General features: G+C 38.0%; 14 protein-coding genes and 1 pseudogene. 11 read left to right on the plus strand and 4 right to left on the minus strand.

Annotated elements, in window-relative coordinates; translation table 11 throughout:
* Positions 1-144 precede the first annotated feature (144 nt).
* The 8 genes from AFK25_RS07235 to AFK25_RS07270 all read left to right on the plus strand — a co-directional run bounded on the left by AFK25_RS07235 (position 145) and on the right by AFK25_RS07270 (position 7,883).
* Complete coding sequence (locus tag AFK25_RS07235; RefSeq protein WP_009361227.1) at positions 145-969, plus strand: formate/nitrite transporter family protein; 825 nt, start codon at positions 145-147, stop codon at positions 967-969.
* A 93-nt stretch (positions 970-1,062) separates the two neighbouring features.
* Entirely contained in the window at positions 1,063-1,962 is a 900-nt protein-coding gene (gene purU / locus AFK25_RS07240) for a formyltetrahydrofolate deformylase (RefSeq protein WP_128713025.1), read from the plus strand.
* 161 nt (positions 1,963-2,123) lie between these two features.
* Positions 2,124-2,498, plus strand: coding sequence for a replication termination protein (locus AFK25_RS07245; protein WP_035066451.1), 375 nt, complete (start codon positions 2,124-2,126; stop codon positions 2,496-2,498).
* Between the two features lie 64 nt (positions 2,499-2,562).
* Complete coding sequence (locus AFK25_RS07250) at positions 2,563-2,826, plus strand: metal-sensitive transcriptional regulator (protein WP_003397198.1); 264 nt, start codon at positions 2,563-2,565, stop codon at positions 2,824-2,826.
* 194 nt (positions 2,827-3,020) lie between these two features.
* The gene (locus AFK25_RS07255) at positions 3,021-3,842 is read left to right on the plus strand and encodes an AAA family ATPase (RefSeq protein WP_240468877.1); all 822 of its coding nucleotides are present in this window, start codon (positions 3,021-3,023) and stop codon (positions 3,840-3,842) included.
* Positions 3,843-3,852: 10 nt separating this feature from the next.
* A complete protein-coding gene (locus AFK25_RS07260) occupies positions 3,853-5,757 on the plus strand; it encodes a vWA domain-containing protein (RefSeq protein WP_035066447.1) in 1,905 nt (634 codons plus the stop codon).
* A gap of 303 nt (positions 5,758-6,060) precedes the next feature.
* Entirely contained in the window at positions 6,061-7,494 is a 1,434-nt protein-coding gene (locus AFK25_RS07265; RefSeq protein WP_035066445.1) for an alanine/glycine:cation symporter family protein, read from the plus strand.
* A gap of 194 nt (positions 7,495-7,688) precedes the next feature.
* A complete protein-coding gene (locus AFK25_RS07270; protein WP_019416617.1) occupies positions 7,689-7,883 on the plus strand; it encodes a hypothetical protein in 195 nt (64 codons plus the stop codon).
* A 221-nt stretch (positions 7,884-8,104) separates the two neighbouring features.
* Here AFK25_RS07270 and AFK25_RS07275 read toward each other — a convergent pair.
* Both AFK25_RS07275 and AFK25_RS07280 read right to left on the minus strand, forming a co-directional pair.
* A pseudogene (locus tag AFK25_RS07275) lies at positions 8,105-8,480 on the minus strand (ferritin-like domain-containing protein).
* A 101-nt stretch (positions 8,481-8,581) separates the two neighbouring features.
* Positions 8,582-9,751, minus strand: coding sequence for a chromate transporter (locus AFK25_RS07280; protein ID WP_035066443.1), 1,170 nt, complete (start codon positions 9,749-9,751; stop codon positions 8,582-8,584).
* A gap of 177 nt (positions 9,752-9,928) precedes the next feature.
* Here AFK25_RS07280 and AFK25_RS07285 point away from each other — a divergent pair, with 177 nt between their 5' ends.
* Positions 9,929-12,010, plus strand: a complete 2,082-nt coding sequence (locus AFK25_RS07285) for a DNA topoisomerase III (RefSeq protein ID WP_035066549.1) — start codon at positions 9,929-9,931, stop codon at positions 12,008-12,010.
* Between the two features lie 226 nt (positions 12,011-12,236).
* Positions 12,237-12,662 (plus strand): hypothetical protein, encoded by a 426-nt coding sequence (locus tag AFK25_RS07290; RefSeq protein ID WP_035066441.1) that lies wholly within the window; start codon positions 12,237-12,239, stop codon positions 12,660-12,662.
* Positions 12,663-12,712: 50 nt separating this feature from the next.
* Here AFK25_RS07290 and AFK25_RS07295 read toward each other — a convergent pair whose 3' ends face one another.
* Positions 12,713-13,375 carry a haloacid dehalogenase type II gene (locus AFK25_RS07295; RefSeq protein WP_035066439.1) on the minus strand — a complete coding sequence of 221 codons (663 nt, stop codon included), beginning with the start codon at positions 13,373-13,375 and terminating at the stop codon, positions 12,713-12,715.
* Positions 13,376-13,460: 85 nt separating this feature from the next.
* Here AFK25_RS07295 and AFK25_RS07300 point away from each other — a divergent pair, with 85 nt between their 5' ends.
* Positions 13,461-14,576 carry a hypothetical protein gene (locus AFK25_RS07300; protein ID WP_035066437.1) on the plus strand — a complete coding sequence of 372 codons (1,116 nt, stop codon included), beginning with the start codon at positions 13,461-13,463 and terminating at the stop codon, positions 14,574-14,576.
* Here the strand turns inward: AFK25_RS07300 and AFK25_RS07305 are convergent.
* Positions 14,518-15,087: a methyl-accepting chemotaxis protein gene (locus AFK25_RS07305; RefSeq protein ID WP_035066435.1), complete on the minus strand. Its 570-nt coding sequence runs from the start codon at positions 15,085-15,087 to the stop codon at positions 14,518-14,520. The two genes, AFK25_RS07300 and AFK25_RS07305, sit on opposite strands and share 59 nt — an antisense overlap.
* Positions 15,088-15,116 lie beyond the last annotated feature (29 nt).

A 15,116-nucleotide genomic window follows, 5' to 3' on the forward strand; every position in this document is an offset into this window, starting at 1 on the left:
AGTCTTTTTTTTCGCAAACGTTTACAAAAATAAAGTGTTGACAGTTCTTTTAACATTTACATAAATTCGTTGAAAAACGTAAGGAAGAGGAGTAGGATAAAGTGTGAAAAACATCACAAAAACAGAAAGAGAAGTGAGGAAATGATGGACGCTTTACAAACATGCAAAGAGCTCGCATTAAAAAAACGATCCATTTTGCAAACATCACCGCTTCAATATATGATTCGTGCTGCTTTAGCAGGTGTATATATCGGTTTTGCTCTTGTTCTTTGTGTACGGGTTGGTCAATACTTTTATGAAACACATTCACCAGCGACTTATTTAGTAAGTGGCATTTTCTTCGGGATTGCCCTTGTGCTGATTATGTATGGTGGGGCAGAATTGTTTACAGGAAATACGATGTACTTTACGGTTAGTACCTTGCAAAGAGAAACGACGATTGGAGACACCCTTCGTAACTGGGTCGCATGTTATAGCGGGAATTTGCTCGGTGCTGTTTTCTTTGCTTTTTTAATTGCGCAGTCAGGAATTTTTCATGATCTTCCGATGGATCATTTACTATTTGCAATTGCATTGAAGAAAATGCATGCAACAACGTTACAACTATTTATAAAAGGGGTTTTATGTAACTGGCTCGTTTGTTTAGCTATTTTTATTCCGATGCAAATGAAAGAAGATATCGCAAAAATATTTGCTATGATTTTAATTGTTTTCGTCTTTTTTGCTTCTGGATATGAACACTCGATCGCAAATTTCGTTATTTTCTCCCTTGCATTAGCTGTTCAACATCCTGATACGATTCATGTGGCAGGAATTGTCCATAACATCATACCTGTAACGCTTGGCAATATTGTCGGCGGGTCGTTATTTATGGGGGCGTTATACACGTATCTTTCATCTTCTTCTGCTAAACAATCTGCTCCCACATGGAAAGGGGCTTTTGGCGTACGAAAAATAATGAATAAGTAAGAAAAATAGTCGGGATATGTTCTCGACTATTTGTTTATTTGTTATAATATTGGCTATTATTTATTTCATTTTTCGTTTTATAGGGGGGTTATGATGTATTTTCAACAAAAACACGCACAAAAGTTTATGGACAAATATAAAGATCGGGCACGCTTGCTTATCTCGTGCCCAGACCAACCTGGAATTGTTGCAGCTGTCACCACTTTTTTGTATGAACAAGGAGCCAATATCGTTGAGTCGAGTCAATATTCGACAGATCCTGAAGGTGGTACATTTTTTTTACGAATTGAGTTTGATGCTCCGAATATATTAGAGAGAAAAGGAGAGATGGAGAGGGAGTTCGCAACGATTGCACAACGTTTTTCAATGAAATGGCGATTGAGTTTACATACGCACATAAAAAAGGTAGCGATATTTGTTTCGAAAGAAGAACATTGCTTATTAGAGTTATTGTGGGAATGGCAAGCGGGTGAATTGCTTGCAGATTTCGCTCTCGTCATCAGCAACCATGAACAAATGAGAGAAACGGTAGAGTCATTCGGGATCCCTTACTATTACATACCAGTGACAAAAGAAACAAAACAAGAAGCAGAAGAAAAACAAATACAGTTGTTAAAGGAACATGATATTGATGTCATTGTGCTTGCTCGTTACATGCAAATTTTATCACCTCGTTTTGTCGAAACGTTTCCAACGCAAATTATTAATATTCACCATTCGTTTTTACCGGCGTTTATCGGTGCGCGACCATACGAGCAAGCTTATCGACGTGGAGTAAAACTCATCGGCGCCACGTCTCATTATGTGACAGATGATTTAGATGAAGGACCAATTATTGAACAAGATGTGGAACGAGTTGATCATAAACATCATGTAGAAGACTTGAAGCGAATTGGACGCATGATCGAAAAAACAGTCCTCGTTCGTGCATTAAAGTGGCATTTAGAAGATCGTGTTATCGTTCATGAAAATAAAACAATTGTATTCAAATAAAGAAGAGGAGCTTCTCTTCTTCTTTTTTTGTAAAAAATTGATATCATAAAACTATGTTCTAAATAAAAACTGAATAAAAATAAAAATGTTCAATTATAATGGAAATATAGAAGGATTTTTCTTTTAATTAAAGAATGTGTCATATGAGAGGAGGAGGAAAGATGAGCGAAAAAAGAAAACCGAGCGGATTTTTATTAAAGCAACGCGCATTTTTAAAGCTATATTTAATTACTTTAACCGAACAAGAACGATTGTACGGACTTAAGTTGTTAGATGTACTTCGTGAAGAATTTCAGCCGTTTGGATACCGACCAAATCATTCCGAAGTGTACAAAGCACTACACGATTTAATTGAGGAAGGGATTTTAGAACAAGTGAAAAAGAAAAAAGAAGGGATGAAATATCAAGAAGTTGTTTATTACCGTTTTACTGAGGAAGGATATAAAAAAGCCCAGCTATATAAGCGGCAATTAAAAACAGAATTAGATCGTTGTGAAGCGCTTATTCGTAAAGCCATTAAAGATAATTTTAGTTGACAATAAGATCATATTTCATTTAATATACTGATAAGGGTATATAAGAAAAAGGAGCTTGATAAACATGACATACGATAACCAAGTAAAAAATCGATTAAAACGCATTGAAGGACAAGTTCGCGGTGTGCTGAAAATGATGGATGAGCAAAAAGATTGTAAAGAAGTGGTTGCTCAATTATCCGCTATTCGCAGTGCCGTCGATCGCGCCATTGCAGTAGTTGTAAGTGCTAATTTGGAGCGTTGCATTCGCAAAGATATCGAAACAGGATCATTAGAAAGTGAAAAACTGATTCAAGAAGCGGTTGAGCTACTCGTCAAAAGTCGATAATGCCGAGTGGCTCCTTTTTTATTATTTGTTAACATAATATAATTATGTTAAACATTTTGTTCGTTTGTACAAATGAGTACATTTTTTGTACAATACGTACGTATGAAAACATAGAAAGGGTTGACATCATGATGTATACACAATCATTTTCACTTCCTGAAACGATTCAGACGATGATAGAAGAAAGAAGAGAAATGTTTAAACATGACATCCCCGAACGAATTGAGGCTACTGCATACACACCAGCTCATGAGTCCATTTTATACGACGCAATTATCGCTTTAGCGTTAGGGAAAAATGTGTTATTAAAAGGCCCGACAGGTTCGGGAAAGACAAAATTAGCAGAAACATTATCAGCTTTTTTTGGACAGCCTATGCATAGTATTAACTGTTCAATTGATTTAGATGCCGAGGCGATGCTCGGATTTAAAACGATTCAACAAATAAACGGACAAGCATCGATCGAATTTATACCGGGACCGGTCATTCAAGCGATGATAAAAGGGCATTTATTATATATTGATGAAATTAATATGGCTAAGCCAGAGACGCTTCCTATTTTAAACGGGGTGCTCGATTATCGAAAAACGATTACAAATCCGTTTACTGCTGAAGTCGTAAAGGCAAAACCGACATTTGGTGTCATTGCAGCCATTAACGAAGGATATGTTGGGACAGTTCCGTTAAATGAAGCGTTAAAAAACCGTTTTGTTGTCATTGATGTACCGTACGTTCAAGGGGAGGCGTTAAAAAGTATTTTGAAACAGCAAACAAAGCTAACAAATGAAACGTTATTAGATCGTTTTGTGACATTGTCAGCTGATTTAATTGTTCAAGTGAAGCAAGGATATGTATCAGAAGAAGCGGCTTCCATTCGGGCATTAATCGATGCTTGTGATTTAGCGGTGTACATTCCGCCACAACGAGCGATTGAGAGGGCGATCGTTGAAAAATTAGAAGATGATCGTGAAAAAGCTGCGGTGCGTAACTTAGCAGAAACGTTGTTTGATGAATGAGGGTGGCTGAATGAATCGTTTTATTATGTTTAATGATAAAAAAGTCGATTCTTTTTTGTTTATGGAATTATCGGATTTAGTAAAAGCATTAACAAAAGATGAGCAAATGGAGCTCGAATTTGGCTATCAGTCGTACCTTGATCGACAACATAAAAAAGTAGTTGTTAGTCATTTTTGGGATAACCGACCAAAAGAGCAGTACGTATATGGATTAAAAAGCGATGTATTTTTGCGCACGATCGGAAATTTTTATCATACAAGCGATGAACATATTATTTCATTTCTTAATCAAGTGAAAGCCTATTCTATTCGAAATTTCGCTAAACAACTATTTATGTTGCTTGAAGATCTTCGTTTAGAAGATGTATGTCGACATGTCCGTCCTGGAACGAAAAAATCGTTTATCATTCGAAAACAGGTGTATCGTCATTATTTTCAAACGCAATGGAACGTTAATATGGTAAAAAGCATTCATACAGATGCACTGTTTAACTTTTTATATTTATTATTAACGGCGGAACAGCCGGTGCAAGACGTTTCTCTTCCTGAACCACTGCGATCCGCTCTTCCGTTTGTTGAGCGTGAAATTCGAAATGTATATGATGCAAAATCGACCGCTCATATTTCACATATTGTGCTTACAGTTGTCGATGTGTTAGATGAATTGTTAGATGCGGATATGTTAAACACATATTTTCATCTCCCAGAGTACATTTACATTGATCAACAGGAAGATAGGGAAGATATTCGCCGCAAAGATCCGTTGAAAAATCATGATGTGCTCGATGAAAAATCGAAAGACGAAGAGATTTTTCAAGAAGTGATGCATACATGGCATCGCGAAACAAGCGATATGACAAATAGTTTTTTGCAATTTGATCTAGAGCAGGGATCACAAACAGATTTGCTTGGCGAAGGAGTTCGTCAAGGGGAAGCGGGAGATCAAGCGCTTGGGATCGTGCATGGTTCATCACAAAAAACGACGCATAATGATTATACGCATTTAGAACAACAAGAATATCGTCAAGGTCTTTTTGGACGTTCGGAGTACGAATACGGAAAAGAAAATCGTTATGCGAAACCAATATTTGTGGATGCTTCGCCACCAACCGTACAACAAATAAGACAGTATGAACGTGATCGAGAAGTCATTGGGCCGTATCAAAAAAAGTTGACGCAAACCATTGAAAAAGTACTCGAGCATAAAAAAATACATCCGCGTACAGATTTACATGCCGGACGTTTAAATAAAAAGCTATTACGCTTTTTTATCGAGGATCATCCACGTTTATTTTATAAAAAGCATGAAACATCTCCTTTGTTAGATGCTGTTTTTGTGCTCCTTGTCGATTGTTCTGCGTCGATGTATGACAAAATGGAAGAAACGAAAAGAGGGATTGTTTTATTTCATGAATCTCTCCGAGCGCTTCACGTTCCACATAAAATTGTTGGGTTTTGGGAGGATACAAACGAAGCGACATCGTCTTATCAACCAAATTATTTTCAAACAGTTATTGATTTTGATGCGTCTTTGAAAAAGGGACGCGGAGCAGAAATTATGCAGCTAGAACCTCAGGAAGATAATCGAGATGGTTTAGCGATTCGGTTAATGACAGAAGAATTGCAAAAAAGAAACGAAAAACAAAAATTTTTACTCGTCTTCTCAGACGGGGAACCAGCAGCGTTTGGATACGATCAAAACGGTATTGTAGATACACACGAAGCGGTTGTAGAAGCGAGAAAATTAGGAATTGAAGTAGTGAATGTGTTTTTAGCAAACGGAATGATTACCGAAAGTCAACAAAAAACGATTGAAAATATATATGGACAGTATCATGTCATTGTCCCAAATGTAGAACAGTTACCGACATTTTTAGCCCCTTTACTAAAAAAATTATTGTTATACAAATTGTAAAAACACCCATCATCTTGGGTGTTTTTATGTTAATTCAAAAAATTTTTTCGTTAACAAAAAAATTTTTTTTGAAAAAAGATTGTGTTTGAATAGTATGCGAGAAAATAAAAAACTTTTTATTAAGATTGTTTTAAAATAGTATACAAGAATAATTTATTTTCAATTTTGTTCCTTTAACGCTGTAAATTGTATATGTTTTTCTAATTTTTACTATTGACGCATAATTTTAATTTTCAGATAATACTATTACAAGATTAATAATCTTACTAATTATCTTAATTATTTATTTTAAGGAGGAAGTGTATGGAGCTCATTAATCAAGTAGTCGGATTTTTAAACAACATTCTCTGGTCTTATGTCATTATCGGTTTATTGCTCGGTCTCGGGGTGTATTTCACGATCGGGACGAAATTTGCGCAAATTCGTTTAATCGGAGAAATGTTCCGGGTCTTAAAAGAAAAATCTCCTGAAGGAAAAGGAAAACAAGAAATTTCTTCACTTCAAGCGTTCTTCATTGGTGCTGCGACACGTATCGGAACGGGTAACGTTGCTGGGGTTGCGATGGCACTAGCCATTGGAGGTCCAGGAGCGGTGTTTTGGATGTGGCTCGTTGCGATTTTAGGTGGAGCGAGCGCATTTGTTGAAAGTACATTGGCGCAAATCTTTAAAGTAAAAAGCGATGTTGGCTTTAAAGGCGGCCCAGGATATTATATGGAAAAACAATTGGGCGCACGTTGGATGAGCACAATTTTTGCTTTCACAATTATCGCAAGTTTTGGATTAACGTTTAACGCCGTACAAAGTAATACCATTGCAACAGCGTTTAAAAATTCATTTAGCATGAACCCTTATGTAACCGCTTTCCTTTTAGCGGCATTAACAGCAGTCATTATTTTTGGTGGAGTTACACGCATTGCTCGTTTCTCTGAAATTATTGTTCCAATCATGGCGTTTTTCTACATTGGATTAGCATTGTATGTAATGGTAACAAACATTACTGAAATTCCAGCAGTTATTGCTTTAATTTTCAAAAGTGCTTTTGGTTTAGAACAAGTTGTAGGCGGTGGCATGGGTGCTGCAATTATGATGGGGGTAAAACGCGGATTGTTCTCCAATGAAGCTGGTATGGGTAGTGCACCAAACGCTGCAGCAACAGCAACAGTTTCGCATCCAGCGAAACAAGGTTTTATTCAAGCACTAGGGGTATTTTTCGACACATTACTTGTATGTAGTGCTACAGCATTTATCATTTTATTATCAGATACGTATAAAACAGGCGAGCTTGTTGGTATTGAATTAACACAAGCAGCGCTTTCCGAGCACTTCGGTTCTTGGGCAGGTATTTTCTTATCAGCAGCTATTTTCATGTTCGCTTTCAGCTCGATCATCGGAAGCTATTATTACGGGGAAGCAAACATTGAATTTATTAGTAAAGGAAAAACAGCTTTATTCGTTTATCGTGTCCTAGCAATCGGAATGGTTATTTTCGGAGCGCTTGCTAGCTTACAAATTGTTTGGGATTTAGCTGACTTAGCGATGGCGCTTATGGCATTAACAAACTTAGTAGCAATCGGTTTACTTGGCCGTATTGCGTTCAAAGCGCTTGATGATTATATGGCAAAACGTAAACGCGGAGAAGATCCTGTATTTTATGCTGATGATATTGAAGGGCTAAAAGGTGTTGAATGTTGGCCAACGCGCAAAGAAGAGCATGTGAAAAAAGCTGTGGGCAAATAAGCTTGAGTTTAAATGAAATGAAAGTGGACAAGTCTAAGGGTGTTTCCTTAGGCTTGTTTTTATTTACACAATCTATTGTAAAAGTTTACAATGTTGTAACAGTTTCAATCTTTTTTGTAATACAGGTTTGCATTATAATAATAATCGGAATGAATGTTTCAAGATATACAAAGAAAAAAGAAGGGAGGATTTATATGAAACAGTATATTTTCAATTTTAGTACACATCATCAACAACCAGTTGTATGGGAAGAAGCAATTACTGCTCGCGGAATGATGGATGCGTGTATCAAAGCGAAAAAGCTATGTCGCGAGTATGAACGAGAAAAACAAATCCCAATCCGTATTCAATACAAAGGTGTTCGCTATTGCAATGAGGATATTGCTTAAAATAAGAAAGGACGGATTATGAGGTGTATGCATTTTATTGTAAAACGTAGCTGCTATAGCATATTTTGTTTACTAAAGCGGCTACGTTTTTATTTTTCTTTTCTGTCTCAAAAATAAAAGTTTACTTTTTATTTGAGATTAATTTTATACAACTTCCTATAATTTATGTTATGTAAACTAAAAACAAACATGAAAAAAGAGGCAGTTTTTGTTCTGCCCTCTCATGATTTTTCTTTCAAAAAATAGTATAAAAACCAGACGGCATGGTTTTGTTCATCAGCCGCCGCCCGGCGAAATGTTTCTTTTATGAACGGGATCGTTATATAGTCCGCAATTTCTAAATAAAAATCGACCGTTTGTTGCTCGTCTTGCAAAGCAATTTCTAGCCCACGCTTGAAATCATCCGGACATTTTTCGCTCATTTTCGGTTGAGGCCAAATGTTTGATTTCATCTTGTCGAATTTCAAGAATTTGTTTTCGCATGTTTTCTTTTTCTGCTAGGTGAGCTAATTGGGCATAACAATGAATTGCGCTATACTCTCCGTTAATGGCTTTTTCAAGGTCTTTCATAAACCTTGCATTGACATAACTATTCATGATGAAAGCCCCCCTATTTTTCTCATTTTATCTTATGAGCCATTAACGGATAGGTGCATAGCCATTAAATATTTTTTGAATGTCTTATGTCTATTCCCTTTCTAAATCAATGCCCCAATCATAGCGGAAATGATAACGACAACCAAAGGCGGGCATTTCCAAACGGTTAATAAACAAAACGCTGCTAATGCAAGACAAAAATCAGCAGGGGTTTGGATTGCTTTTGTCCATACTGGATGATACAACGCCGCAAGCAAAAGGCCGACTACGGCTGCGTGAATGCCATGAAAAGCTGCTTGAAAACGTGAATGTTGACGAATCCATTCCCAGAAAGGAAGCGTACCGATGACTAATAGAAAAGACGGGAGAAAAATAGCAATTGTTGCGACTATTGCCCCCTTCCATCCAAAACTCGCCATCCCTACATACGTAGCGAACGTAAACAATGGTCCAGGCACTGCCTGCGCCATTCCATATCCCGCTAAAAATTGGTTGTCTGTTACCCAACCTTTAGGTACTACTTCCGACTGTAACAAAGGAAGTACTACATGCCCTCCCCCAAAAACAAGCGCTCCAGCACGATAAAAACTGTCAAAAAGGGCGATAAACGGAGAACTTGTCAACCGAGCCACAATCGGAAGCAGCCCGAGCAACATAAAAAATATAAGCAAAACGCCCGCTGTTTTTCGTGGAAAAGCTGGAACAGACAGAACGGCTGTCCGCGAATGATGGCGGTATAAAAAACTTCCTATCATCCCGGCGACAATAATGATAGCAACTTGTCCTCCAGCGTTTGGTATCGAAAAAGACAAAATAGCCGAAGCAACAGCAATTGTCGCACGCGAACGATCGGGGGCAAACACCTTCGCCATTCCCCATACGGCATGAGCAACCACCGCTACCGCTACTACAAGTAACCCATGCAACCAATCGATAGGAACCTCTGCTGAAAAATAAGCGAACAGCAAAAGGATCAAGGCCGATGGCAACGTAAATCCCAACCATGCAGCAACGGCCCCAAGCATCCCTGCTCGCAAAAATCCAATGCCAATTCCGACTTGACTGCTTGCTGGTCCAGGAAGCAGCTGACACAACGCAACTAAATCAGCATACGTTTTCTCATCAATCCACTGTTTCCGTTTCACATATTCTTCGCGGAAATACCCTAAGTGAGCGACAGGTCCCCCAAACGAAACCAATCCTAACCGAGCTGCTGTTTTCCACACTTCCCAAAGTTTTTGCACGTACTTTGTACGGTTTTCTGAATGCAAAATGACTGCCCCCTTGAGTTTTATATTTAGTTAATTTGTTGTCAATTGTTCAATTCACCCCGTTTCCCCCATTTTACTTTACCACAGCCCTTTTTTTCTTTTGAAGTGTCAAGTATGCAAACCTCCCTTTCTTCCGCTATACTGAACAAGTAGTCTTGTGATCAGGAGGAAAATATGATGAAATCACTTGTTCTGGCCGAAAAGCCGAGCGTGGCTCGGGAAATTGCCCGCGTGCTTGGTTGTCGGGAGCAACATAAACATTACTTTGAAGGACCGAAATATATTGTCACATGGGCGCTTGGGCATTTAATCGAATTAAAAATGCCCGAGCATTATGATCCAACATATAAAACGTGGCGGTTAGAAGATTTGCCGATTATCCCAGAAAAAATGGGACTGAACGTCATTCGGCAAACGAGCCATCAGTTTCGTGCAATCGAAACCTTAGCAAAACGTCCAGATATTAAAAACTGCATCATCGCCACCGACGCTGGACGAGAAGGCGAACTTGTCGCACGATGGATTTTGCAAAAAATCCGTTGGAAAAAACCGCTGTTGCGCCTATGGATCTCGTCTCAAACCGATCAAGCCATTCGCGAAGGGTTTCAACATTTAAAACCAGGAAAACAGTTTGAACGTTTATATGAATCTGCTGTGTGCCGGGCAGAAGCAGATTGGTTGATTGGGTTAAATGTGACGAGAGCGTTAACGACCAAATATAACGAACCTCTTTCCGCAGGCCGTGTTCAAACACCGACGCTTGCGATGATGATTGAGCGAGAAAAAGAAATTCAGTCATTTAAACCAGCACCATATTGGACGATTCGTGCCAACGTCGGGTCTGTTGTTGCTTTTTGGGAGCGTAACGGAGAAAAACGAATGTTTTCGAAAGAACTGGCGGAACAGCTATATGAAAAACTAAAAAACAAACAAGCGACGGTTATTTCTGTCGAACGAACAACAAAAAAAGAGCCACAGCCGCTTCCTTACGATTTAACCGAATTACAACGAGAAGCAAACAAACGGTTTGGCTTTTCAGCGAAAAAAACGTTAAGCGTATTACAACGGTTATATGAGCACTATAAGCTCGTCACGTATCCGCGCACCGATTCGCGCTATTTAACGACCGATATGGAACGTACGATGCTTGAGCGTCTAGAGGGAATGAAATCTGGATACGTAGACGAAGTTGCTCCGCTTTTGAAAAATAAAGGGAAGGTAGTGGCTAGGCGGGTATTTCATAACGAAAAGGTAACGGATCATCATGCGATTATCCCGACAGAAGAACGGTTGGACATCGGCAAACTTTCCGCTGATGAACGAAAACTATATGACTTAATTGTGCGTCGCTTTTTAGCACTCTTCTATCCAGCATGCGACTACGAAACCATTCATGTTGTTTTTGATATCGACGGCGAAGCGTTTGTCGCTCGCGAAACGCGAGTAGTAAACGCAGGGTTTCGGCGCGTTCTAGAAAAGCAAGAAGAGAAAGGAACTTTCCCTACGTTTATGAAAGGACAACTGGTTTCTGTCATATTAGAGAAAAAAGAAGCGCTAACAGAGCCCCCTCTTCGCTATTCTGAAGCCGACCTTTTGTCACAAATGGAAAAATACGGACTAGGTACGCCAGCGACGCGCGCGGAAATTATTGAACGCCTCGTCGAAACGGAAACGGTCGAGCGAAAAAACGGACGGTTTTATCCGACACCAAAAGGGAAACAATTGATTGAACTTGTCAATGAGGAATTAAAATCGCCGCAGCTGACTGCGCGTTGGGAAAAAGAATTAGAAGCAATTGCTCGTGGAAACGGTGATCCAAAAACGTTCCTCCAACACATCCGCCAGCAAACGGAGCGGTTAGTGGCGGAAATAAAACAAAGCGATCGAACGTATCGTGCTCATAATTTAACTGGCTCGATGTGTCCAGAGTGCGGATCGTTTTTAAAAGAACGAGCGACAAAAGAAGGTCGCATGCTCGTATGCTCGAATATGACATGCCGTTTCCGGAAGAGAAAAGATCCAAAGCTTTCAAACCGGCGCTGTCCACAGTGCAAAAAACGAATGGAAATTCACGAAGGACAAGCAGGTGTCTACTTTCAATGTCGCCCTTGCAATGTCATTGAAAAAGCCAATGAGCAGAAAAAAGCAAAACTTAGCCAAAAAGAACGGGCGTTATTGAAAAAATATAGTGCCGAAAACGACTCATTTGGCACAAGTTTAGGTGATTTGTTAAAGGAAGTATTAAAGAAAAAAGATTAAACAAGAAGCTGGTGTCGTTTCTGACACCGCTTTCGTTTTTAGCCTCGGCATGGTTTTTGTGCCAGCGATCGGAAAAATAAAAATGTTGTTCAACAATACTCACTTCGAAAACCGTTGGTGTCATTCATTCTCTCCTTCCGACTTTACAGGTTGTAATCCAGCTTACAGTAATTCTAATCGTTTTTTTGTATGATGGATTTACAAAACAAGAAAGGAGTGCTTGAATATGAGTCGTTTATTAAAAACAGGAGTACTTGGTGGCGTAGTTGGCGGAATCATATTTGGGATTATGATGCAAATGATGGGGATGATTCCGATGATTGCAATGATGGTGGGAAGCAAAAGTACCGTTGTTGGTTGGGGTATTCATATGATAATTAGTATCATTTTTGGTGCAGTATTTGGTTACCTTGTCACATTTACTAAACATATGTTTATCTTATCAGTCATTTATGGAATTATAATTTGGATTGTAGGTCCTCTAGTGATTATGCCACTTATGCTTGGTATGGGAACAATGATAGCCCATGCTTTTGAACCACAACAATTAATGAGTTTGATGACGCACTTATTTTTCTCGTTTGTTCTCGCAGCAACAGTTAAGATAGCAGAAAGAAAAACGGCAGAGACGGATGTGAATGTAACGAATTAATCTTAAAGAAGGGATCGAAAAATAATTCGATCCCTCTCCCTATGTTCTTTTTATTTCTGTTGTACGATTAGCTCTTGCAGATTGTTTACCATATAATTAGGTGTGACGCCAAGTAAATCCATAGTCGCTTTTTCGCGGTTAATCCAAGCAGTTTGAAATCCGAATTGGCTCGCGCCTACAATATCCCATGTATTCGAAGATAAAAATAAAATCTCTTTTGGTTGCATGTTTAGCCGATTACATACGTGCTGATACGCTAGCGGAGAAGGTTTATACTGTTTAATTTCATCTACGCTGACGATATAGTGGAAATAGCTCGTTAACCCTGAATTATTTAGCAAAGGAAGTAGCATATCAACAGAGCCATTGGAAAAAACAACAAGTGTTTCGCTTTGTAACATTTCCAGTGCTTGTTTCACTTCTGTAAATAATGAAAGATAGTGATAAGCTTGTAACAAATCGGTAATGATTTCTTCTGTTATGTATACTTGTTCAACAGTACATACGTATTGGAGTGCGTTTTTTGTAATTTCGTGAAACGGGATATACGTGCCGATGATTTGGCGTAAAAAACAATACTCCAGTTGCTTTTGGCGCCATGATTGGCTGATTGATATGCCTTTATCCCCAAAATAGTATGTGCACTTTTCAGAAATAGAATACACATCAAATAATGTACCATACACATCAAATACATAAGCTCGGTATTTCATAGTTACACTCCTTTGTGGATCTAAGCTTTTTGTTTCTTCTATAGGTTGTTTTGTAAGTTATAAATATAGGGGGATATATACAGTCATGGTTATTTTATTTACTGCTTTATTAGGGATAATACTTAAAATTAGTGAACTCCTTGAGCGCAAATACCATTTACACCGTTATTACTTGTCTATCCCTTTTATCGGAAGTGTTATTTTGTTAATTATCACTATTTTGACAAAAGTGATTTTTCATTATTCTCTAGAGTCACCTTTTTTATTTCAAAGGGTTGCTGTCACTATTTTTTTATTCTCGATCGGCTTTCAAATATCCCTTTTTGTGAATAAACTTTTTTTCAAACGTTTCGTCATTTTGTTAGCAATATGTGTTGCATTATTATTTTCTTTCGCATTCATATCATATTTCGTTCCACAACCATATAATTTTATTATGGGCGACTGGTTTTTTGCATATAATGAAGATTTCATCAAATTGACTGTCCCGTCTTATATTCAAAGTGAGATCGTATTCTGGGGTTATGGACAGTTAGCTATTGTTTTTTTTCTAACACCTGTTTTTTTACTGATCGTGAGTAAATGGTTGAAAAAACAGAACATTTCTAATAGCATGGATCTAATCAACCATTTGTATCAAGAAAAAATGACAATTCCTTTCACGAGGGAAACAGCTTATGTTATCCTGTTTTCATTCGGAATTGTCGTACTTACTCAACATATAACGGTGCTTTTTCTTTATGATTATGTGTATGCAATGTTTGGTGGTTTCTGTTATGGTTTATTAGCGAAAACTAAACAATTAAAACCGGATGAAAAAACGATCATGTTGCAACAACTAGGGACAGTAGGACTGTATTTATTTATTATGACTTCAATACAAAAAATAGCTTTTTTTGATTGGACTCGATTGCCTTATACATTCTTTTTTATACTTATATTAAAAACAATTATTGTTGCTGTATTTGTTGTTCGAACTGTTACATGGTTGTTTTCTAACTTATCTTTTTCAGAGAAGTTAGTATCCGCTGTTGCTGGATGGTCATTTATACTTAGCGCGCCGATTGTGTGTATGCATGGAATGAGAACAGCAGTTAATAAACACGGTGCTGTTCCCTACATATTGCTCATCATCCCTCCCATCATTCTGTGGTTGGTAAATTATATACATCTAGCGCTGCATCTAATCCTTTTGCAATAACTTGACGATTTTGGGAAATGAAATTGCTTAACGTCCCCAATTGAGCGCTTTTTTCTTTTAATATGGAAGAAATGGAAGTTAGATCAGCTTTTTGTTGATTTACACGAGAAATTGATTGATCGATACAATTAAATCGTTCTACTGTTTTTTGGACGATATCCATTCCTTTTTCCATTTCTTCTCTTCCTGACTTAGATAATTGATAAATACTCTTTATTTCATTGATAATAGAAGTGACCGATTGCCTAGCTTGTGTTGTTGCATTTGTGCTTTCATCAGAAAGTTTTCGGATTTCTTGAGCAACAACACCAAATCCTCTTCCATCTACTCCTGCCCTCGCTGCTTCAATCGAAGCATTTAAAGCTAACAAGTTGGTTTGGGCAGATATTTTGTGTAGCGATTGGATAATTTCTGTTAATAAAGTAGACAAATCCAATAATATATTTGATTTATTTAATAACATAGAAGATAAACCATCAATACTTTCCATCACCTTCGTCATCTCATCCATAGACAATTTTCCATCTTTTGCATAGGTAG

This window comes from Anoxybacillus gonensis (genome assembly GCF_001187595.1).
Classification (GTDB): domain Bacteria; phylum Bacillota; class Bacilli; order Bacillales; family Anoxybacillaceae; genus Anoxybacillus; species Anoxybacillus gonensis.

What these genes read in the sequence shown, in the direction of transcription:
- AFK25_RS07250 (WP_003397198.1), top strand. Translation starts at nt 2,563, where the DNA reads ATGACATACGATAACCAAGTAAAAAATCGATTAAAACGCATTGAAGGA.
- AFK25_RS07285 (WP_035066549.1), top strand. Translation starts at nt 9,929, where the DNA reads ATGAAATCACTTGTTCTGGCCGAAAAGCCGAGCGTGGCTCGGGAAATT.
- AFK25_RS07260 (WP_035066447.1), top strand. Translation starts at nt 3,853, where the DNA reads ATGAATCGTTTTATTATGTTTAATGATAAAAAAGTCGATTCTTTTTTG.
- AFK25_RS07300 (WP_035066437.1), top strand. Translation starts at nt 13,461, where the DNA reads ATGGTTATTTTATTTACTGCTTTATTAGGGATAATACTTAAAATTAGT.
- AFK25_RS07305 (WP_035066435.1), bottom strand. Translation starts at nt 15,087, where the DNA reads ATGGATGAGATGACGAAGGTGATGGAAAGTATTGATGGTTTATCTTCT.
- AFK25_RS07290 (WP_035066441.1), top strand. Translation starts at nt 12,237, where the DNA reads ATGAGTCGTTTATTAAAAACAGGAGTACTTGGTGGCGTAGTTGGCGGA.
- purU (WP_128713025.1), top strand. Translation starts at nt 1,063, where the DNA reads ATGTATTTTCAACAAAAACACGCACAAAAGTTTATGGACAAATATAAA.
- AFK25_RS07265 (WP_035066445.1), top strand. Translation starts at nt 6,061, where the DNA reads ATGGAGCTCATTAATCAAGTAGTCGGATTTTTAAACAACATTCTCTGG.
- AFK25_RS07235 (WP_009361227.1), top strand. Translation starts at nt 145, where the DNA reads ATGGACGCTTTACAAACATGCAAAGAGCTCGCATTAAAAAAACGATCC.
- AFK25_RS07295 (WP_035066439.1), bottom strand. Translation starts at nt 13,375, where the DNA reads ATGAAATACCGAGCTTATGTATTTGATGTGTATGGTACATTATTTGAT.
- AFK25_RS07245 (WP_035066451.1), top strand. Translation starts at nt 2,124, where the DNA reads ATGAGCGAAAAAAGAAAACCGAGCGGATTTTTATTAAAGCAACGCGCA.
- AFK25_RS07255 (WP_240468877.1), top strand. Translation starts at nt 3,021, where the DNA reads ATGTTTAAACATGACATCCCCGAACGAATTGAGGCTACTGCATACACA.
- AFK25_RS07270 (WP_019416617.1), top strand. Translation starts at nt 7,689, where the DNA reads ATGAAACAGTATATTTTCAATTTTAGTACACATCATCAACAACCAGTT.